This is a genomic window from Micromonospora sp. S-DT3-3-22, assembly GCF_015354745.1.
Lineage (GTDB): Bacteria > Actinomycetota > Actinomycetes > Mycobacteriales > Micromonosporaceae > Micromonospora > Micromonospora wenchangensis.
On sequence record NZ_JACGMO010000041.1, the window covers coordinates 20,176 to 39,602 of the forward strand.

Below are 19,427 nucleotides of genomic sequence, written 5' to 3' on the forward strand. Positions count from 1 at the left end.
ACCCCCGGCGTGAATGGAATGCGGTGGTTCCGGGTGCGGGTGCGCCGGTACTGTCCGGGCTCACCAGAAACCCGAGTGGCGAGGTCGACATGAGCGGCGATGACGGTACGACGGTGCTGTGGCGTCCGACCGGACCGAAAGAGCTGGATCTCGTCCGCGAGTCCGGATGGCGGGCGTGGCCGCCGCGTCTGCCGGATCAGCCGATCTTCTACCCGGTCCTGAACGAGGACTACGCGGTGATGATCGCCCGGGACTGGAACGTGCCCGCGTCCGGCGTCGGTTACGTCACCCGCTTCCGGGTGGAGTCGGAGTTCCTGCGCCGGTACCCGGTCCAGCAGGCCGGCGGGAAGACCATCCTGGAGCTGTGGGTTCCGGCTGAGGAACTGGACGAGTTCAACGCGCACATCGTCGGGTTGATCGAGGTCGTGCACGAGTTCCGGTAGCCGCCGACCGGCGGTGAGGGCGTCCGTCATCGGATGATCCCGACGACGTGCGGCCGGTTCGACGGGACGACACGCGGAGGCAGCACGGCCGCCGGGGCAGAGATGGCAGCCGCGACCGGGACAGCCGGCGGCACGGGGTCAGCCGGCCGCTCCGGTTCGGGGCCGGTGATGACCTGCTCGGGGACCTCGCGCCGGTCGGCCGGCGGTTGAGCCGGTGCGGGAGCCGGTGAGGTGGCTGGGGCGTTGGACAGGACGACCTTGACCAGGGCGAGGAACGCAAGCGACGGCACGGCCGCCACGGTCCAGCCCCACACCGACGGTTCCGCTTCGGCGACCTGGGCGGCGAGGGACAGCAGCGCGAACGCGACCAGGAGCGAGCCGACCAGGCCGACGGGTCGACCGGCACGGCGGCGGGCGCGGAGTTCCAGGCCGAGGTAGATCGCCATCAGCTCGACGGCTACGGCGTTGGCCCAGCCGATCCAGTCGGGTTGGCCGTGGGCTACGGACAGGTCGTGGACGTGGGTGAAGGCGGCAGCGCCGGCCATGGTGCCGATGGCGAGCAGGATCACCAGGCGTACGGCGGATTCGGTGCGCTCGGTCATCGCCACTCCTGCATCGGCTTTTCGCGGATGGTCAGGTCGATGCGGATGCGCCGGTCGGCCATGTCGGGGCGGCGGTTGACCATGTGCGCGAGGCCGTGCAGGGCGGCGGCGGTCTGGTCGGCGGGGCCGACGAGCCGGATGCGCAGCGGACGCCGGAGCCGGTTGATGACGCGGGCGAGGGTGGTCATGGCGGTTACCTCCGGGCCGGACGGATGTCAGTGCGGATGTAGTCGGGAGGGGTGCCGAGCGTGGCGACGGCTTCGGACAGGCAGCGCCACAGCGCCCACGCCTCATCGGGAGTCAGGGACATCCGCCGCCGGCCGGCACCGACCGCCAGATAAACGGGGTACGGGTCGGGTCGGTCGGGGTCGACGCGGACGGACACGGCGGTGACCGGTTCGGGGGTACGCAGCCGGTAGAAGCGCCGGCCGTCGGTCGGGCCGGTCATCGGGGCTCACCCTGGTCGGCGTCGAGGATGGTGCGCAGCGCGTCGGGCAGCAGCGGCCCACGTCGAGGCCGGGCCAGCGCCGGTCGAAGGGGTTCCGGGGTGGACTCGCGGCCGACCTGGGCGAGGATGTCCGCCGCGTCGGCCGGGGCCGGGTACCGGTGGGCCAGGTCGCGGATGTCGTCGTCGCTGACGTAGGAGAACCGGACCCGCATCGGTTCCGGGGTGCCGTCGAGGATCACGTACCCCACGCCTTTGGCCCATCGGGGCATCTGGTCGGCGAGGGCGCCCCGGTTGCGGGCACCGTCACCCAGCACGAGATCAACCTGAGCGGCTTCGGTAAGGCCGAGGGCGATGCGGGTCGGGAACAGGTCCCGGAACGGCAACACCTCCTTACGCGGGTCCTGCAACGCCGCCACCACCAGCACCCCGACCCCGGCACCCTGCGACAGCAGCAACCCCAGCGAGCCGGCGATGCGCTTACGCAGGTCGACGTCTTGCAGGTACGCCGTCAGCGCGGCCATCTCGTCGATGACGACCACGACCAGGGGGTCAGCCTCGGTCGGCGTGTGCACCCGCACCGTGCCGGCCAACCGGGTCTGACGTTCCCGCAGCACGGTCACGGCCTCGTCGAGGAGATCGGCCATGGCCTCGAACGACTTGCAGGCGAACCGGGCGAACAGCGGCCGGCCCATGGCGAACTCCATCCCGCCCTTGGGGTCGATCACCCACAGCCGCACCAGGCCCGACGTGATGCCACCGGCCATCGACTGGACCAGCGACCACAGCACCGAACCCTTCCCGGACCGGGTGGCCCCACCGATTAGCACATGGGTGGCGAGCAGGCGCAGCGACCAGGTCCCCAGGTCCTCCCGCCGCGCCAACGGCAACGCCGTGAAGTCGGGAACGGCCGGGGTGTCGAACGGCGGCACCACCGGCCGCAGCGCATCAGTACGGACGAGCACCAGGTACACCAGCGTCGGCCGGTCCCGGAACCGCAACCGGTCCACCCAGCCGAGCAGCAGCGCCCAGTAGCCGGTACGGGTCGGCGGGGTGTCGGGCCGCTCGGAGTAGACCCGGGCGTGCCGCCGGCCGAAGGCGTACGCAAGGTTCGCGGTGACCTGTTGGAAGTCGGCCGGAGTCTGCCCCCGGACCATGCGCACGGTCAGCACGTCCAGGGCCTGATCCGAGCGCACCCGCAGCAACTGCGGCAGGACCGGCAGGTGGTCGTAGGTTGCGGCCAGGCCGCACAGGGTCATCGCCTCGGGCCAGGCCCGCCGGTAGACGACGACCTGACGGAACCGGCCGAGCAACGGCCCGGCGCACCACCGCCACCAGGACGTCTCATCGCGCCACCGCCACAGCGCCGACACCGCCAAGGCCAGGACCAGCGGCACGACCAGGCCCGGCCAGTCGTGTTCGGCGTAGAGGACGACGGCGGTCACGGCCAGGCCCACGGTGACCGGGTGACGCAGGCACCACCAGCAGAACCGGGCGGCCCAGCGCAGCACCAGGCCGAGCGCGACCAGCCACATCGGCAGGACGAACCGCTTCGGCCGGACCACCATCAGATCCCCGGCGGTCACCATCACCACCCCGCCACGAGGCCGGCGCATCATCGCCCACCCCGCAGCGACACGAACCGGCCCGACGCATCCCGGACCGGAGGAAACGGAAGAACGAGCTGACCCACACACCCGGCACACCGACCATCGGCACCCGTGGCCGGGTCGAACCGGGACTGACACACCTCGCACCGAGGCGAAGCCAGGGCAGCCGAACGCCTACGCTTGGACACGTCACTACCTCTCTCGACAGAGCAGGGGAAAGAGACACCAAGGGGGCGGGGCTGCCGTCCGCCAAGACCAGACAGCCCCGCCCCCAACCTTCAGCGGCTACGCCGCCGCCTTCTTCGCCACACCCGCCGGGGCACGCATCCCGGTCGCCCGCAGCGAGTACGCCATCCGGTTGTTGTTCGTCACGTACGGCGTCACCGTCATGCCCTCGAACTCCACCGCCTCGAACGGCGCACCCGTCGGCGGAACCGGCTGGTAGTCAGCGGAAATCTTGACCGTCGTCTCCCGGGACCGCTTGCCCAGCTCCGGGTCCAGGTCCATCACCCGCACCTGCCACACCCGCTGACCGGTCAACTTGTCCTTCGCCGGGCTACGCCGCCCGGTCTTCTCGTCGTAGTCCTCGACCTCACCCAGCGACTCGGGGACCAGGGCGCACCCCGCCGGGAACACATCCTCACAACGCACGGCGAACCTCGTACCGCCACGCAGAGCCATCGCTCAACCTCCAAGTTGTTGGCATGTCTGCCAAGTAGAGACTCCAAGGTAGACGCCACTTGGCAGACAAGTCAACAAGCTTCGCAAGTCCGCTGATGGAGTGTGGGGAAGATCGGAGCGTTACGGGAGTTCAATGCTGCCTGCGTGTGCAGTGGCACGTTCCCGCATGGCTGTTGCATGCATGCATGCATGCTGGTCGTCAGCCGGTTCGTTAGGTCAGCTCGACTAGCAACACTCGGTCGCCAACGCCGTCAGTAACGAACCGAAGTCGCTGTTCGGGGCCGTCGAAGAGCTAGCAATGACTGCGTGCAGGTGTTCAGTAGATACTGCAACGCTGACGTTGTAAGCTAACCCGGCACTGTCAAAAACATGTTTATGGCAGTTCGGATCGCGAGACTTGGATAGTGAGCGGCAAAGCGGTGTTGGTCAAGACTGAGAACACCCGCACTAAACAGAGACGAGCCTCCACCCTGCCGGCCAAAGCGAAGGTGGAGGCCCGGGGGCCGGCCCGCTTAGGCGGGCCGGCTTCCATCCCCATCTCTGAACCACTCCATGGCAAGCGACGCAACGATCGGTGCCGCGAGCCTAAAACACCAGCTCAGGGCATCCATCGCGCGGCACTGCCATCGGACTGATCCCCGTTGGACCTTGCCTCGATGTATCCGACGCTTCGGTCTTTTCATGGGCTTGGCCATGCTCCACCTCTCTGCGGACATGCGTTCATCGCCCTACCGCTTGGTAGGGGCGATCGGAATTATGTGCGCCGCAGGGCTGTGTGAGCGTGGCTCGCTTGAATCATAGCCATATGCGCCGGACGAATTGCAAGCATCTCCCGACTAAAGCGCGCTCGTCTGGCCAGAAGAATGCGCGTCCGGTCCGCCGTGTCGGTGCTTGACCCCCATTGGTGATCATGCTTACTCGGCGCGTAGGGTGATCCGGTATCCCTTATAGCCCGATTGGGGTGGGTAGTGGCACATGCCTGAGGTTGACGGGTCGTCGCGCCCCATGGGTGCCGAGGATCTGGCTACGCCTGAGGGTAACCGCCGAAGCCCTGAGAGACCATCAAGGACAGGCTGCGGGCTCTGGCCTCAATGATCCGCATGCGTGCCTGATACTCGGCGGGTTCGCGGTGTGCGGCTTGGCTGGTGACCTGGCCGGGCCACTTCCGGTACAGCAGGCCGTACTCCCGGGTGAAGTAGCCGGCGGTGACGGCGTTGGCGGCCAGGAGGAGGCCGGTGTCTTCGGAGGCGGGGAGGGCCATCCAGCCGCCGAGGGCGAAGACGAGATCCCGCCGCAGGCACAGGGTCGCGGGGTGGACGGATGCCCGGTAGTCGTTGGCCTGCCAGAAGGCCAGGACCGCGCCCCGGTCGATGACCCCGCCGGCCGGGTCTTTGTCCCATCCGGCGGTCGACCCGTCGGGAAGCAGGTCAAGCACCCGCGAGGTGGTCCACCCGATCTGCGGGTGCGCGTCGAACGCGGCGATGTCCCGCCCGAGCGCACCGGGGGTCAACTGGTCGTCGGCATCGAGAACCTTGATGAGTTCCCCGTCAACCCGGGACAGCGCAAGGGTTCGGGCAACACCAGGCCCACCAGGACGACCGGTGCCGAGGCTGATCCGTGGGTCGTCGGGCAGTACGTCGACCAGGGCTCCGGTCTGTCCGTCTTCCTGGACGAGCCATTGCCAGTCCCACCCCGGAGGCATCTCCTGCTTGGCCAGCGATGCGTACGCGCCAGCCAGGTATTCGATGCTGGGCGCGTGGACCGGGGTGATGACCGAGACGAGCTGCGTCAAGTTTTCCACCGCTGGAGTTTGTGGGAGTAGACAAGCTCGGTCCGGTCCCCCGGCATCACCACGTCAGCCACCTCGACCACCCGGCCGGTGGTGTCGACGGAGGTCTTGCGTACGGTGAGCACGGAGACGCCCGGGTCGATGTCCAACAGTTCGGCCTCATCCGGCGACGGCGGCCGGGCGCGGATCTCGTCGTCGATACGGTCCAGCTCGATGCCGAGGGTGTAGAGCTGGTGTTGCGTGCCGCCGGGCCAGGGTTCCTTGCTGGCGTCGAGCAGGTCCGGGTTCGCGGCGACCAGGTCGTAGGGCAGGTAGGAGTACGACACGGTCAGCGGCGCGTTCTCGTGCCGCGAGGACGTCCAGTAGACCCGGCGCAGCAGTGGCGTACCCGGCTCGACCTGGAGGGCCGCCGCCATCTCGTCATCGGCGTTCACGGGGGTGTACTCGGCGTGGAACTTGAGGTCATCGACGGTCAGGCCGGTGTCGTGCTCGGTCGCGCCGGTCTTCAACCGTTCGTCCTCGTCGAGCAGGACCCGGTCCTTCTCCCACTGGTACCGCTCGGTGTTGCGGCGGCGTACCCGCTGGCGGGGTGCCCGCACGTAGGTGCCGCGCCCCTGCTCCGCCCGGACCAGGCCCCATTCGCGCAACTGGCGGATGGCGTTGCGGACGCTCGTGCGGGACAGCCCGGACGACTCGGCCAGCTCGGTTTCGCTGGGCATCAGCGTGCCGGGGGCAAGCTCCCCGCTCATAATCTTCGCCCGCAACTCTTCCGCGAGTTGCAGGTAGCGAGGGCGCCAGTCCCGGCCATGCACACCGGTCACCGTACCCCCTAGACGTTCCAACGTCTGCCAGGTGGTCCCCCCAGCCGGCCGCTCCGGAACCGCCGGCACCACCACCGCCCCACGCGGAGCCTGCCCACGACGACCACCAGGAGTACGCGCAGCCGTGCCCCGCCGGCCGTTGGTGTTCACCGTGCTTCTCCCGTCCGCCCGCGCCGCCCGGCCTGTGCCTGCATGGCTTGTCGGGCGTGGGTCAGTTCCTCGATGAGCCGGTCGACGTGGTTGAGCGTCAGGAGCACGGTTTGCGTGGTGCCGTAGTGGGTCGCGTCGAGCTTGATCGCCGGGTCACGGCGGGTGAACCGGTCGATGAGCAGTTGCAGACTCACCCACCCGGTCCCCTCCCGCCCGATCGTGGCCAGGTACCCCCGGTGCATCGGATCGTTCGGCCCACAACCCCGACACCACGGCGGACACACCACCGGCCGAGGCGACCCCGGCAGCCGCCGGTTCATCATCGGAAAGCCGTCACTCATCGCCGGCCCCCTGCCCGCCGGCCTGCGCCAGCAACCCACGCAACTGCTCCACCAACTCGGCCGCCTCCGACAGCGACAACTCCGCCCAGGCGTTCCCCGCCCGACACGACGCGTGCACGCACACCAGCGGCGCACCGGGAGCCTCCGCACTGATCAGGTACGTGACGACGAGCCCACTCGCCCGCTTCTCACCAACCCGCAGCATGTGGCCGCGATGACGACGAGCCATGTGCGCCATCACCGGCGGCACCAAGTAGCCGCAGCGTTCCGGCGTACACCAGTCCGGATGACTCGTCACCGGGGCCGGCTTGCTCGGCCGGGTCATCGTGTCCACCGCCCGCCATGCCCCCGGTGCACCTGAGCCACCGTCATCAACGGCGCATACCGCAGCACTGGCAGTTCCCGCGTGACGTCGACCGACCACCACGGCGCAGGGCCGGCCGATCCGCCGGACGACGCCGACGACGTGTTGCCGCTGGTGGCCGGGATCGGCGTACGTCGGCGGGGCCACCGGGACGACAACCAACCGCGTCGACGATGAGAGCCGGACATCGCACCTCCACAGGTAGACGAGGAACCGGCGGCCGACCACAAGCGTGTTCGTGGCCGGCCACCGGCCCGGATGAAGGCACGGCGCACCGTCCGACGCCGGACGGGTCGGGTATCGCCGAGCCAACTTGTCTACGCGGCTACCGCAACCGGTCCCACAGGACGCCGCGCATAGGTGCGGCCAGGGCCGACACCGCGACCACCCCTGACACGAGCCGTCACCCCGGCCGCACACCAGGAAACGTATCTACAAGTGGACGAGTTGTCTAGACGTCGAAACACGTCGCTTGCCTGGCACTTGGTACTACAAGTGCCAGGTACGGTGAACAGGTGCCCACCCCGCACTACGGACAACCCCGCTACCGCGTCATCGCGGACGAACTTAGGCAACGCATCGAGAGCGGCACCATCCCGCGTGGAACTCTCTTGCCGACAGAAAGCGCTCTCGTTGCGGAATTTCGAGTAAGTCGGGGCACGATCCGCCAGGCCATGGCGGCGCTTCGCAAGGATGGCCTAGTTGCCACCGAGCACGGCAGAGGCACTTACGCAACCGCCACCTTATGCGAGTGTAATCCGATTCGCCATGGCGGTGCGGAAGTAAGACAACGGAAGATCCCCGCCGATGCACACCTTGCGGCGGTGTTCGACATCAAGCTTGGAGCGCTATTAGTTGAGACCGAGAGTGTCACGCGAGAGAATGGCAGAGTTGTCGCAGTCGCCCAAACCTATCGATTGTACCTTGACCGGGCTCAAGTACCAAGCCGAGCCACAGAACCTCAAAATTGGATAGAATAGAGATGAACCCCAACCACCTTGAAGTCGCCCTGCAAGCATTCGGGGATGAGCTGGTCGCGTTCTGCTTGAATGTCGAACCACCCTTTTCTGAAGCTAATAGTAATGCCGATCGCATTGCCGCCCTCGAAGAATTGGCCAAGCTAGCCGAATTCGGCATTAGTCGACCACAAGATATACACTCTCTGGCCTGGCGAGCTAACCTCGCGCGAGAAGATGCCGAAGGCATGATCTATCGCTTACGGAAACTCTGTGGTGGTGAGGTTCAGCGGCCCAGCTCTGAAGATGAGACTGAGTTGCGGCTGCTGGAGTGCATATATGAAACATATCCCACTATTCTACTTCCGCCACCCCCAGACGATTATCCATTATACCCCGATTTGCTCGGCCTAGAGTCAGACGCATTCGAACTGCTCGTTGAAGCACTGCTGGGTGACGATGACCTCAAGAGACTATTCCTCGACCCGAATGAGACAATCCCAACCTCACGGCAAACCCACAAAGAGAGATCACGAATCTTTGCCGACCATTATTGGACAGCAGGGAATGGCGGGACCAATTTTGTGGGCATTGCCGCAGTCAATCTGATACAGCACGCCTTCAGGTTAGCGGCATTATATGATGACAGATCCCTGAACGCCTGCCTTCAACATGGCAGGGAGGGCTTAAGAATTGCGCGAATTCTAGCACGTGGAGAAAAGGTAAACATTCCCCACCTCTCTAGTTATTCAAGCTTGCGCCTCCAGCAGGGCATCGCAAGAGTTCCGCTGGGCTCAGGTGAACTCAGATCGCTTTCCTCGCGCGGTCAGGCATGCATGCGGATGTTCGGGGCGAATGGCGATCAGCCCGAGGTTGCCGTATTCTCCGAGATAGAGGAGCAGCTTGCGAGTTTGAATTTCAGGACAGGCGATGAAGATGCCGATAAAGCAATCCTCGATAAAAGATGGTCAAATTACGCGCCCAAATTTCAGACCAGCTTGGACAAGAGAAAGAAAGAAAGAAGCATCTTCAGATACTCGTTGCTGCTGGCCATGTCACCGCAGGTCGCAACGGGAACTCCGCAAGGCGACACGGTTCTCAATCCCTTAACCATTCCTGCGGTGTGGCCCATAGGGGGCGAAGACTCATCTGCAGCTCCGGCGATAGAGATCACGACGGAAATCGCCACATCTGTGACGGAGTGGTCTACCCGCGTCATTAATCAGCACCCAACCTCTCTCGATATTGGAATGAGGCGGTTGCTATCTGCCGCAACGGCCCGTTCCGACGATATGGACGGCTTCGTCGACGCAGTAATGTGTTGGGAGAACATCTTTGGCGATAGCCAGGATACAGCACTGAAAGTCTGCGGATCGCTTGCACGACTACTCGAACCAGACGACGACGAGAAAAGGAGAAAGCTATACGAGCGCCTTAAGAAGATGTACGACCTTCGAAGTAGGCTTGTACATGGGTCTGATGAGCCCGACTTAGCCACAGCCAACCTCAACCGAACAGAGGCGGTTTCCATCGCCGTTGCCGCCATGCGCGCCATGTACCAATCGCCACCCTTGCTCGAAGCAAAGAATTCGGTTGAACGCTGGAAGTTTGTCTTAATTGGGCCAGCAAGCCCAAAAACGCGTAGCTCCTAAAGGCGATTTCGCATTCGCTGCACTCTTCGTAGTGCGAAATCCCGTGTAGCCCCTTGATGACAAGTCGATCGCAGCCATTGCCGATTTGTTCTTTTCTGGATCAAGGCACCGCGCTCCGCGCAGTGCGGGGCGGCAAGCCCGGCCGGCGGCAATCCGCCCCGGACGCCTACGGCACCGGGGCGGTAAGCCGCCGACAGCCGCCGGGACACCGCCCCCACCAACCAGAGGGACAAGGCCCAGCGAGGCCGTGACGGAAGCCGGCGGGTCGGCCTGGTCGCGTGGTCGGGGCTTCCGGCTGCCGCACCAGTCCAACCCCGGGACTGGCTTGCCACCGGGTAGCCGGGTCACGCCAACAGCTCGACCGCCAGGACGTACCCGGCCCCATCCCGCAGGCCGTCCGCCGTCGACGAGGACCAGGCCGCCACCGAGCCCTCAGCAGGCCACCGCAAGACGGGTCCAACTGACCCGGGAGTCAAGGAATCCTGGGCCGTCTCTGGGCCGTCTGGGCCGTCACCGGGCCGTCAAATGCCACCTAACGATGACCAAGAACGACCATCGACGCCCGAACATAGAACCAGCTCAGAGCCATGATCACGGCTCTGAGCTGGTGGGCGACGGACGAGTCGACCTGTACGCCGGATTCTGTGCGCGGCGCGTACCCCTCGCGGGGTCCGCACCGGCGGCGGCCATCCATCTCGGCCTGCCGTCGCCGACAGGCTCCTGCGGCCTACCCGCAGACATCGGGCGGGCAGCCCTCAAGCGTCTGCGCCGGGTCGTCAGCTTGCGGTGACGGCCCTTGCTTGGCCTTGCTCCGGGTGGGGTTTACCGAGCCACCCCGGTCACCCGGGGTGCTGGTGGGCTCTTACCCCACCGTTTCACCCTTACCGTCCCCGAACGGGGTCGGCGGTCTGTTTTCTGTGGCACTGTCCCGCGGGTCGCCCCGGGTTGCCGTTAGCAACCACCCTGCCCTGTGGAGTCCGGACGTTCCTCGGCGGCGGGCCGCAGCCCGCCGACGCGACCGCCCGGTCGACTCGTCCGTCGCATTCCCATCTTAACGGCGCGGCGTCCCGCACCGATCTCACCCCGGGCCGGGCCGCGACGAGGCCGAAAATGGTACGCGGCTGAGCCGGTGGAGGGGCTCTGATCAGGGCCTACTAGCCTCTGGGCACCATGGACCTCTCCGATGCCGTACTGCTGGTCGTCGCCGGTCTCGCCGCGGGCACGGTGAACGCGGCGGCCGGCGGTGGTTCGCTGATCACCTTCCCGGCGATGATCGCGGTGGGCATCCCGCCGGTGGCAGCGAACGTCAGCAACTCGGTGTCGGTCTTCCCGGGCTACGCGGCGAGTGTGGCGGGCAGCCGGATGGACCTGCCGCCCCGCCGGACGCTGTGGCCGTTGTTGCCGACGGCGGTGCTCGGCACGGGGGTCGGCTGTCTGCTCCTGCTGGCCACCCCGGCGCGGGCGTTCGACCTGGTGGTGCCGTTCCTGGTGCTCGGGGCCACGGCGGTGCTGGCCTTCCAGGGGCCGTTGCGCCGGCTGGTCGGGCATCCGGCCGAGCTGGGCCCGCGCCGCCGTACCCTCACGGTGCAGGCGATGGTCGCGGTCGGCACGGTGTACGGCGGCTATTTCGGCGCGGCGCTCGGGGTGATGCTGGTGGCCGGCCTGGCCCTGGTGCTGGACGCGACGCTGGCCCGGGTGTCGGCGGTGAAGAACCTGCTGTCGGCCGTGGTGGGGCTGACCACGCTGGTGGTGTTCGCCCTGTTCGGGCCGGTCAACTGGGCGGCGGTCGCGGCGGTCGCGCCGGCCACGATGCTCGGCGGGTACGTGGGGGCGCGGGTGACCCGCCGCCTGCCACCGGTGGTGCTCCGGACGCTGATCGTCTGCTTCGGTACGGCGATCGGCCTCTACCTGCTCTGGCGGGCGCTGGGCTGAGCGGCCCCGAGTCCGCTCAGTACGCCTCCCCGACCGGCTCCTCGGCGGTGTGCTCGACCTGCCGGGCGGCCCGGTTCCAGCGGGACCAGAGCAGCCGTTCGCCGTAGCCGGCGGCCATCAGGTGCGCGCAGGTCAGGTAGACCAGCAGGCCGACGGCGAGCACCCCGGCACCGACCCAGAACGGCAGCGCCAGCCCGTGTTCGGCGAGCTTGCCGGCGAGGATCGGGGCGGGTGCGGCGGCCCCCCAGCGGACCAGGTTGAACGCGCCCGTGGCGACCCGCCGGTCGGCGGAGCCGAGGCCGAGGGCCAGGTCGGTGAGGTTGGCGTTGGCCAGGCCCATGCACAGGCCGGCGACGACGAGCACCACCAGCGACTCGACGGTGCCGGCCGACGTGGCGAAGAGGACCATGCAGGCCAGCAGGCCGACCAGCGCCACCCCGACGGTCTGCACCGCGCCGATCCGGTGGGCGAGCCGGTGGCCGATGAGCAGGATGCCGGCCGCCAGGCCGAGGCCCCAGCCGGTGAACGCGAGGCCGAGGGGGATGACGTCGAGGCCGAGGAAGAGCGGCATGTAGCCGAGCACCACGAAGAAGACGAAGTTGTAGGCGGCGGTGACCACGCAGAGGGTGATGAACGCCGGCCGGCGGTAGGTGGCGAAGATCTGCCCCAGCCGTACGGGCGGCTGCCGGTGGGTCGGCTCACGGAGTTTGCGGGCGGCCACCAGCAGGGCGAGCACCATGAACATGCCGCAGACGAAGAACGGCAGTCGCCAGCTGATCTCGCCGAGCAGGCCGCCGATCAGCGGTCCGACGGCGAAGCCGAGCCCGAGCGCGGTCTCGAAGAGGCCGACCACCCATTCCCGGTCGTTGGCGAGGTTGACCAGGACCACCATGGCGGTGGCGAAGAACATCGCGTTGCCCAGCCCCCACACGCCGCGCAGCACCGACAGTTGCACGATGTCGTTGCTGAACGAGGCGGCGATGGCGGCGAGGCCGACCACGGAGACGCCGGCGACGAGCACCGGCTTGAAGCCGAAGCGTCCGCTGGCCAGGGTCGCCGGGATCATCCCGACGGCCATCACCGCGATGTACGCGGTGAACAGCAGTTCGACCTGCCAGGCGGTGACGCCGATCGCGGTGCCGATGGCGGGCAGGATGGGGTCCACCACGGCGATGCCGGCGATGGCGAGGAAGGCCACCAGCGTGGTGGCGTAGATGGCACTGCGGTGGGGCTCGGTTCGCCGGTCCACTCCGCCTCCTGTCGGGCCGAAGCCACAGATAGCTGTATCGTACAGGTAATTCCGTTGTATCATACAGCTATGAGTGACGACCAGGCGAAGCGAACGGAGTCGGACGAGGCCACCCTCGGCCGGATCGAGACCGAGGTCGCCCTGTTGATGCGGCTGGGCGAGGCCACCCGCCGGGCCACCGGCAGCGCCGAGCACCGGGTCCTCGACCGGGCGGCGTACGTGATCCTGCGCCACCTGGACGCCACCGGCCCGCAGAACGTCTCGGCGCTGGCCGCCCGGCTCAACCTGGACGGCTCCACGGTCACCCGGCAGGTCTCGGCGCTGCAACGCGACGGCCTGATCGCCCGCGCCCCCGACCCGGCGGACGGCCGGGGCACGGTGATCTCCCCCACCCCCGCCGGCCTGCACCGGATGGCCGCCGTCCAGGCCGCCCGGACCCGGCTCTACGGCGACATCCTGGCCGACTGGTCCCCCACCGACCGGGACACCCTGGCCACCCTCCTGAGCCGGCTCAACCAGGCCCTCGACTCCCGCACCCGCCGCCGCTGATCCCACCCCGCCCGCCCCCGCGCCCAGCCCTGGTGATCAAGAGGTTTACGTCACCTCCACACCGAAAGTTGACCCAAACCTCTTGATCACCGCCCCCCACCGGGCCGGAGGGTGGCCCGACGGCCGAGTCGGTCGCGTGATCAAGAGGTTCGGGTCAGTTCCCGGCGGAATGTTGACGCAAAGCTCTTGATCACCGGGGCGGGACGCCCGGGGCACCCCGCCCGGGGCGGGTGCCCGGCGCAACCCACCCGGGGGCGGGCCCGGGAGCGACGGGCTCCCGGGGCGCGGGGTCAGGCGACCGGCTCGCGGGCGGAGTCGGCGTCGCGGTCGGGGCCGGGGGTGACGCGGGGATCGCCCTCGTCGGCGAAGTAGTCGTCGGGCGTGGTGCCGTCCACGCCCTCGGCCACCTTCGCCGCCCGCAGCACCAGCGTGACCAGCGCCGCCACCACCAGGTTCACCAGCACGGCGACGATGCCGACGTAGATCGTCTTCTTGGTGTCGAAACCGAAGTCGGACAGCGGGAACGCCGACCCGCCGAAGTGCGCGCGCTTCGACGCCGGGTTGGGGATCTGGTAGAGCATCCACATGCCCAGCCCCATGCCGGCGGCCCAGCCGGCGATCAGCGCGCCCCGGTGGAACCAGCGGGTGTAGAGGCCCAGCGCCACCGCCGGCAGCGTCTGCAGGATGATCACGCCGCCGATGAGCTGGAGGTCGATGGAGAACTGCGGGTCGAGGAAGACGATGCAGGCCACCGCGCCGACCTTCACCACCAGCGAGGTGATCTTCGATACGTTCGCCTCCTGGGCGGGGCTGGCGTCCCGCTTCAGGTACTCCTTGTAGATGTTGCGGGTGAACAGGTTCGCCGCCGCGATCGACATGATCGCCGCCGGCACCAGCGCGCCGATGCCGATCGCCGCGTACGCCACCCCGGCGAACCAGTCCGGGAACTGCTGGTCGAACAGCACCGGCACCACCGTGTTGCTGTCGACGGTGCCCTCCTTCGCCCCGGGCAGCGGCTTCACCCCGGCCGCGATCGCCATGAAACCGAGCAGCGCGATCAACCCCAGCAGCAGGCTGTACGCCGGCAGCGCCGACATGTTCCGCTTGATCACGTCCCGGTTCCGGCTGGCCAGCACACCGGTGATGCTGTGCGGGTAGAGGAACAGCGCCAGCGCCGAACCGAACGCCAGGGTGACGTACTGGAGCTGGTTGTTGGCGTTGAGCAGGATGCCGTCGTTGGGATTCGGCGAGGCGGCGAACTTCGCGTCCGCCGCGTCGAAAATCGAACCCCAACCCCCCAGCTTGTACGGCAGGTAGATCACCGCCACCAGGATCACGATGTAGATCAGGCTGTCCTTGACGAACGCGATCAGCGCCGGGGCGCGCAACCCGGACTGGTAGGTGTAGGCGGCCAGGATCGCGAAGGCGATGATGATCGGCAGGTGCCGCGCCACCGCGCTGTCCCCGGTGACCCCCATCGTCTTGAGCACCGCCTCGATGCCCACCAGCTGCAACGCGATGTACGGCATGGTCGCGACGATGCCGGTGATCGCGATCAGCAGGGCCAGCACCGGCGAGTCGAACCGGCGGCGGACGAAGTCGGCCGGGGTGACGAAACCGTGCCGGTGCGACACCGACCAGAGCCGGCAGAGCACCAGGAACACCAGCGGATAGATGACGATCGTGTACGGCACGGCGAAGAACCCGGCCGCGCCCGCTCCGAACATCAGCGCCGGCACCGCCACGAACGTGTACGCCGTGTAGAGGTCGCCGCCGACCAGGAACCAGGTGATCCAGCCGCCGAAGCTGCGCCCGCCCAGCCCCCACTCGTCGAGGTGCGCCATGTCCTTCGGCGCCCGCCACCGGGCCGCCACGAAACCCATTCCGCTGACCAGCAGGAAGAGCGCCGAGAAGACGATGATCTCGGTCAGATGATCGCGCCACATTAGTGGTCACCCCGCTTCTTGGTCATCTGGTAGACCAGCGTGGTGGTGGCCACCCCGAGCAGGATCCAGACCAGTTGCAGCCAGTAGAAGCGCGGAAAGCCGAACAACCGGGGCGCGTCCGCGTTGAACAGCGCCGGGATCAGCGGCACCACGATCGGGATGAAGAGCAACCAGTTCCAGGGGCTGTGGTCCTTCGCCCTGGACGACGCCGTACGCGGCGTCTCCGGTTCGCCAGCTGTCATCTGACCTACCTCCGGTCGTTCCGGCCAGTAACGGCCGGACGCTACGACCCGGTGCAGCCGGTCACGATCAATCGGCGCTCGACGATGCGCCCAACGGCGTTCCGGCTGCGCCGAACGGCACGGCGAACGGCGTGACGCATCGACCGACGACGAACCGGCCCGGGATTTCCGGGCCGGTTCGGGGGACGATCCGTAATCAGCGGGCCGGGAGGTGGGCGGTGTCGTTGACGGAGCGGACCGCGACGCCCCCGTCGGGCCACATGTCGAGCACCGAGATGCCCGCCGCGTCCAGGTAGAGCCGGTGCAGGAGGGCGTCGCCGGCCGCGAGGGCGTCGCGCAACGCCAGCTTGATCGGCGAGACGTGCGAGACGACCACCACGGTCTCCCCGGGGTACGCCTCCCGCAGCGCCACCATCGCCCGGTCGACCCGCTTCCCGACCTCGGTGAACGACTCACCGCCCGGCGGGGCGACCCGGGTCGAGGCGAGCCAGGCGTCCAACTCGCCGGGCCACCGGTCGCGGACCTCGGCGAAGGTGTGCCCGTCCCAGTCACCGAAGTCGCACTCGATCCAGTCGTCCTGGGGACGTACCGGCAGGCCGCCGAGCGCCCCGGCGATCGCCTCGGCGGTGGCCGTACACCGGGACAGCGGGGAGCTGAGCACGGCCGCGACGGACGGTGCCAGCGCGGCCACCCGGGCGGCGGTGGCCCGCGCCTGGGCCTGACCGGACTCGGACAGCGGCACGTCGGCGCGGCCGGCGTAGCGGTGCTGCACGGTCCACTCGGTCTCCCCGTGCCGGACCAGGATCAGCCGGGTGGCGGTGAAACTCGGCCTCGGTTCCCAGGACGCCTTGGCGGTCGCCGGGTCGGTGCCGGTGGACCGGGTCGCGGCACGGTCGGCCACCTCGCGGGCCTGCGCCCGGCCCGGCGAGTCGGCACCCGCCACCGCCCGGGGCGGCTCACCGCCGGCCGAACCCGCCACCGCCCGGGACGGCTTGCCGGCGGCGGTGTCCATCGCGGCGTTCGCCAGGGCGTCGGCGTGCCGGTTGCGGTCCCGGGGGATCCAACTGAACCGGACCGACTCGAAGCGGTCGACCAGTGCGGCGGCCCGCGCGGCGAGCGGACGCAGCCCGGGGTGCTTGATCTGCCACCGGCCGCACATCTGCTCGACCACCAGCTTCGAGTCCATCCGGGCGTCGACCTCGGCCGCGCCCAGCTCGGCGGCGGCCTCCAGCCCGGCGATCAGACCCCGGTACTCGGCGACGTTGTTGGTGGCCGTACCGATCGACTCGGCGCGTTCGGCCAGCACCTCGCCGGTGGCCGGGTCGCGGACCACGGCACCGTACCCGGCCGGCCCGGGGTTGCCCCGGGACCCGCCGTCGGCCTCGACGACGACCGCGCGCACCGCCACCGGGCTACAGCCCCGACTCGTTGGTGCGCACCATGATCCGACGGCAGTCCTCGCAGCGGACCACCTCGTCCGGGGCCGACCGGCGGATCCGGGCCAGGTCGGCGCCGGACAGCTCCAGCCGGCAGCCGCCGCAGCGGCCCGCGGTGAGCAGCGCCGCGCCGAGGCCGGTGTCCTCACGGATCTTGTCGTAGAGGGTCACCAGGTCGGCGGGGAGGTCGGCGGCGAGCGGCTTGCGCGCGCCCTGCTTGAACTCCTCCTCCTTGGCGATCCCGGCCAGGCTCTCGTCGCGGCGCTGCTCGACGGCGGCCCGCCGGTCCCGGGCCTCGGCGATGCGGGCCTCGATCCCGTCGAGGGTCGCCTGCGCCGTCTCCCGCTGCTCCATCAGCTCCAGCTCGGCGTCCTCCAGGTCACCCTGGCGGCGGTTGAGCGAGACCAGCTCGTGCTGGAGCGCCTCCAGCTCCCGGGCCGGGCCGCTGCCGCTGGCCAGCCGGGCCTCGTCCTTGCTCTTACGGGCCCGCACCTGGTCGATGTCCTTCTCCAGGCGGGCGATGTCCCGGTCCAGGTCGTCCACGGCGACCTGGGCGCGGACCCGCTCGTCCTCCAGGGCGGACAGCTCCCGGGCCAGGCCCTCCAGCTCGGCCCGCTCGGGCAGCGACCGGCGGCGGTGGGCGAGCTGGGCGAGGGTGGTGTCGATCGCCTGGAGGTCGAGCAGGCGGCGCTGGACCTGGGGTTCAGCCTTCACGGTCGGGGCTCCTTGTCGTCCATCGCGGGTGCGGCGGCGTGCACGGTCCACGGGTCGGTGTCCAGGTCGGACACCACGGTCTCGACGCCGAAGCCGGCCCGCAGGTGGGCGGCCACGTCGTCCAGCCAGGGTCGTTCGGTCGCCCAGTGCGCGGCCTCCAGCAGGGCGGGCCCACCGGCGGCGAGGTGCTCACCGGAGGGGTGGTGTCGCAGGTCGGAGCTGAGGAACGCGTCCACCCCGGCGGCGGACGCGGCGGCCAGGAAACCCTCGCCCGAGCCACCGCTGACCGCGAGGGTACGCACGATACGCCCGGGATCGCCCCCGGCGCGAACCCCCCACACCGTGGCGGGCAGGACGGCGGCGGCGTGCCGGGTCAGCTCGGCCAGCGTCATCGGGGCGGGCAGCTCACCGATCCGGCCGATGCCCCGGCCGCCGCCGGCCGCCGGGGAACCCGGCGCGGACGGTGCGAGCGGACGCAGACCGGTCAGCCCGAACCGGTCGGCCAGCGCGTCGGAGACGCCCGGCGCGGCGACGTCGGCGTTGGTGTGCGCCACGTACAGGGCCACCCCGGCGCGGATCAGGTCGTGCACGATCCGCCCCTTCCAGGTGGTCGGGGCGACCGAGGAGACGCCGCGCAGCAGCAGCGGGTGGTGCGCGACGATCAGGTCGGCGCCGGCGGCGAGCGCCTCGGCGACCGTCTCGGGGACGACGTCCACCGTGCCGTAGACGCGGCGGACCGGGTCGGTGGGCTCACCGAGCACCAGACCGACCCGGTCCCACTCCTCGGCCCAGACCGGCGGATAACGCCGATCCAGCTCGGCAACCACATCGGCGACGGACGGCGGGGGCGCGGTTGTGCTCACGGCCGGTCAGCTTACCGGCGCGTGGTGGCGGCCACGCCCACGCCCGTCGCCGGGTCAGGCGGCCGAGGCGGCCCGGGAGCGGCCCGGCAGGGCCGCCACCGCCGCCTCCCACGGGAAGGCGTGCAGGTGCCGTTCCCCCGTGCCGGGTGGGTGCAGCGGGTAGACGTCGTCGCCGAACAGCACCGTGGCGCCCCACTCGCCCAGCCGGCGCAGGCCGCTCTGGAACGCCGGGTGCGCGGCCATCGCCACGTTGGTGAACGGCACCACCACCACCGGCACGCCCCGGCCCTGCCCCTCGACGAGCAGGCCCAGCGCCAGCGTGTCGGTGATCCCGGCCGCCCACTTGTTGACCGTGTTGACGGTGGCCGGGCAGACCAGCATCGCGTCGGCCGGGGGCAGCAGGTCCGGGTCGCCCGGGTTCTTGTAGTGGGTACGCACCGGATGCCCGGTCTGCCGGGCCAGCGCGGCCCGGTCGACGAACTTCGCCCCGTCGGGCGTGGTGACGACGCAGACCTCCCAGCCGTCGTCCTGGGCCAGGCCGACGAGTCGATCGAGGTGACGGGCCAGCGGCGAACCGCAGGCGATGACGTAGAGCACTCCACGGTGCTCACTGCTCTGGTGGGGGCTGCCGCTCATCCGGCC

The 19,427-nt window shown here is 69.0% G+C and carries 22 protein-coding genes and 1 other RNA gene; 6 read left to right on the forward strand and 17 right to left on the reverse strand.

The genetic code is table 11. The annotated features are described in order from the left end of the window. The first annotated feature begins 89 nt into the window (after nucleotides 1–89). A complete protein-coding gene (locus tag H1A17_RS14375) occupies nucleotides 90–443 on the forward strand; it encodes a hypothetical protein (protein ID WP_194822074.1) in 354 nt (117 codons plus the stop codon). Nucleotides 444–469: 26 nt separating this feature from the next. Here H1A17_RS14375 and H1A17_RS14380 read toward each other — a convergent pair whose 3' ends face one another. The 9 genes from H1A17_RS14380 to H1A17_RS34425 all read right to left on the reverse strand — a co-directional run bounded on the left by H1A17_RS14380 (nucleotide 470) and on the right by H1A17_RS34425 (nucleotide 7,207). Further along, the gene (locus tag H1A17_RS14380) at nucleotides 470–1,045 is read right to left on the reverse strand and encodes a DUF2637 domain-containing protein (protein ID WP_194822075.1); all 576 of its coding nucleotides are present in this window, start codon (nucleotides 1,043–1,045) and stop codon (nucleotides 470–472) included. Continuing rightward, a complete protein-coding gene (locus H1A17_RS14385) occupies nucleotides 1,042–1,233 on the reverse strand; it encodes a hypothetical protein (RefSeq protein ID WP_145921118.1) in 192 nt (63 codons plus the stop codon). Before H1A17_RS14385 ends, H1A17_RS14380 begins: the two co-directional genes overlap by 4 nt. Nucleotides 1,234–1,238: 5 nt before the next feature. After that, nucleotides 1,239–1,493, reverse strand: a complete 255-nt coding sequence (locus tag H1A17_RS14390) for a hypothetical protein (protein WP_067305988.1) — start codon at nucleotides 1,491–1,493, stop codon at nucleotides 1,239–1,241. After that, nucleotides 1,490–3,106, reverse strand: coding sequence for an FtsK/SpoIIIE domain-containing protein (locus H1A17_RS14395; protein WP_228543539.1), 1,617 nt, complete (start codon nucleotides 3,104–3,106; stop codon nucleotides 1,490–1,492). The genes H1A17_RS14390 and H1A17_RS14395 overlap by 4 nt, the downstream gene beginning before the upstream one ends. Before the next feature lie 279 nt (nucleotides 3,107–3,385). Beyond that, nucleotides 3,386–3,781, reverse strand: coding sequence for a transcriptional regulator (locus H1A17_RS14400; RefSeq protein ID WP_104113758.1), 396 nt, complete (start codon nucleotides 3,779–3,781; stop codon nucleotides 3,386–3,388). A 1,024-nt stretch (nucleotides 3,782–4,805) separates the two neighbouring features. Continuing rightward, on the reverse strand, nucleotides 4,806–5,582 hold the full coding sequence (locus H1A17_RS14405; RefSeq protein ID WP_309236776.1) for a glycosyltransferase: 777 nt from the start codon (nucleotides 5,580–5,582) through the stop codon (nucleotides 4,806–4,808). Then, complete coding sequence (locus tag H1A17_RS14410; protein ID WP_194822077.1) at nucleotides 5,570–6,391, reverse strand: GntR family transcriptional regulator; 822 nt, start codon at nucleotides 6,389–6,391, stop codon at nucleotides 5,570–5,572. The genes H1A17_RS14405 and H1A17_RS14410 overlap by 13 nt, the downstream gene beginning before the upstream one ends. 146 nt (nucleotides 6,392–6,537) lie before the next feature. After that, nucleotides 6,538–6,735: a precorrin-4 C11-methyltransferase gene (locus H1A17_RS14415; RefSeq protein ID WP_309236777.1), complete on the reverse strand. Its 198-nt coding sequence runs from the start codon at nucleotides 6,733–6,735 to the stop codon at nucleotides 6,538–6,540. Nucleotides 6,736–6,874: 139 nt separating this feature from the next. Beyond that, the gene (locus H1A17_RS34425; RefSeq protein WP_228543540.1) at nucleotides 6,875–7,207 is read right to left on the reverse strand and encodes a hypothetical protein; all 333 of its coding nucleotides are present in this window, start codon (nucleotides 7,205–7,207) and stop codon (nucleotides 6,875–6,877) included. Nucleotides 7,208–7,288: 81 nt separating this feature from the next. Between H1A17_RS34425 and H1A17_RS35085 the strand changes: the two genes are divergently transcribed. From H1A17_RS35085 to H1A17_RS14430, 3 genes are all read left to right on the forward strand, one after another. Beyond that, the gene (locus H1A17_RS35085) at nucleotides 7,289–7,423 is read left to right on the forward strand and encodes a hypothetical protein (protein ID WP_255542040.1); all 135 of its coding nucleotides are present in this window, start codon (nucleotides 7,289–7,291) and stop codon (nucleotides 7,421–7,423) included. 338 nt (nucleotides 7,424–7,761) lie between these two features. Next, the gene (locus H1A17_RS35830) at nucleotides 7,762–8,226 is read left to right on the forward strand and encodes a GntR family transcriptional regulator (protein WP_194822079.1); all 465 of its coding nucleotides are present in this window, start codon (nucleotides 7,762–7,764) and stop codon (nucleotides 8,224–8,226) included. 2 nt (nucleotides 8,227–8,228) lie between these two features. Continuing rightward, on the forward strand, nucleotides 8,229–9,854 hold the full coding sequence (locus H1A17_RS14430; protein WP_194822080.1) for a HEPN domain-containing protein: 1,626 nt from the start codon (nucleotides 8,229–8,231) through the stop codon (nucleotides 9,852–9,854). A gap of 615 nt (nucleotides 9,855–10,469) precedes the next feature. Here the strand turns inward: H1A17_RS14430 and rnpB are convergent. Further along, nucleotides 10,470–10,888: RNase P RNA component class A (gene rnpB, locus H1A17_RS14435), an RNA gene on the reverse strand. Nucleotides 10,889–11,024: 136 nt separating this feature from the next. Between rnpB and H1A17_RS14440 the strand changes: the two genes are divergently transcribed. Beyond that, nucleotides 11,025–11,786, forward strand: coding sequence for a sulfite exporter TauE/SafE family protein (locus tag H1A17_RS14440; protein WP_194822081.1), 762 nt, complete (start codon nucleotides 11,025–11,027; stop codon nucleotides 11,784–11,786). Between the two features lie 16 nt (nucleotides 11,787–11,802). Here the strand turns inward: H1A17_RS14440 and H1A17_RS14445 are convergent, their stop codons facing one another. Beyond that, nucleotides 11,803–13,035, reverse strand: a complete 1,233-nt coding sequence (locus H1A17_RS14445; protein ID WP_194822082.1) for an MFS transporter — start codon at nucleotides 13,033–13,035, stop codon at nucleotides 11,803–11,805. A gap of 69 nt (nucleotides 13,036–13,104) precedes the next feature. On the opposite strand from H1A17_RS14445, the gene H1A17_RS14450 reads away from it, so the two are divergent. Then, the gene (locus tag H1A17_RS14450; RefSeq protein WP_145921127.1) at nucleotides 13,105–13,584 is read left to right on the forward strand and encodes a MarR family winged helix-turn-helix transcriptional regulator; all 480 of its coding nucleotides are present in this window, start codon (nucleotides 13,105–13,107) and stop codon (nucleotides 13,582–13,584) included. A 290-nt stretch (nucleotides 13,585–13,874) separates the two neighbouring features. On the opposite strand, the gene mctP is transcribed toward H1A17_RS14450, so the two are convergent. The 6 genes from mctP to H1A17_RS14480 form a co-directional block, all read right to left on the reverse strand. After that, on the reverse strand, nucleotides 13,875–15,530 hold the full coding sequence (mctP, locus tag H1A17_RS14455) for a monocarboxylate uptake permease MctP (RefSeq protein WP_194822083.1): 1,656 nt from the start codon (nucleotides 15,528–15,530) through the stop codon (nucleotides 13,875–13,877). Continuing rightward, nucleotides 15,530–15,772, reverse strand: coding sequence for a DUF3311 domain-containing protein (locus H1A17_RS14460; protein WP_194822084.1), 243 nt, complete (start codon nucleotides 15,770–15,772; stop codon nucleotides 15,530–15,532). Before H1A17_RS14460 ends, mctP begins: the two co-directional genes overlap by 1 nt. Nucleotides 15,773–15,968: 196 nt before the next feature. Continuing rightward, nucleotides 15,969–17,180: a bifunctional RNase H/acid phosphatase gene (locus tag H1A17_RS14465; protein ID WP_194822085.1), complete on the reverse strand. Its 1,212-nt coding sequence runs from the start codon at nucleotides 17,178–17,180 to the stop codon at nucleotides 15,969–15,971. A 4-nt stretch (nucleotides 17,181–17,184) separates the two neighbouring features. After that, nucleotides 17,185–17,922, reverse strand: a complete 738-nt coding sequence (locus H1A17_RS14470; RefSeq protein ID WP_145921131.1) for a zinc ribbon domain-containing protein — start codon at nucleotides 17,920–17,922, stop codon at nucleotides 17,185–17,187. Then, nucleotides 17,919–18,749 (reverse strand): Nif3-like dinuclear metal center hexameric protein, encoded by an 831-nt coding sequence (locus H1A17_RS14475; protein WP_194822091.1) that lies wholly within the window; start codon nucleotides 18,747–18,749, stop codon nucleotides 17,919–17,921. The genes H1A17_RS14470 and H1A17_RS14475 overlap by 4 nt, the downstream gene beginning before the upstream one ends. Nucleotides 18,750–18,839: 90 nt before the next feature. Further along, nucleotides 18,840–19,421, reverse strand: a complete 582-nt coding sequence (locus H1A17_RS14480) for a flavoprotein (RefSeq protein ID WP_145921133.1) — start codon at nucleotides 19,419–19,421, stop codon at nucleotides 18,840–18,842. Nucleotides 19,422–19,427: the final 6 nt, after the last annotated feature.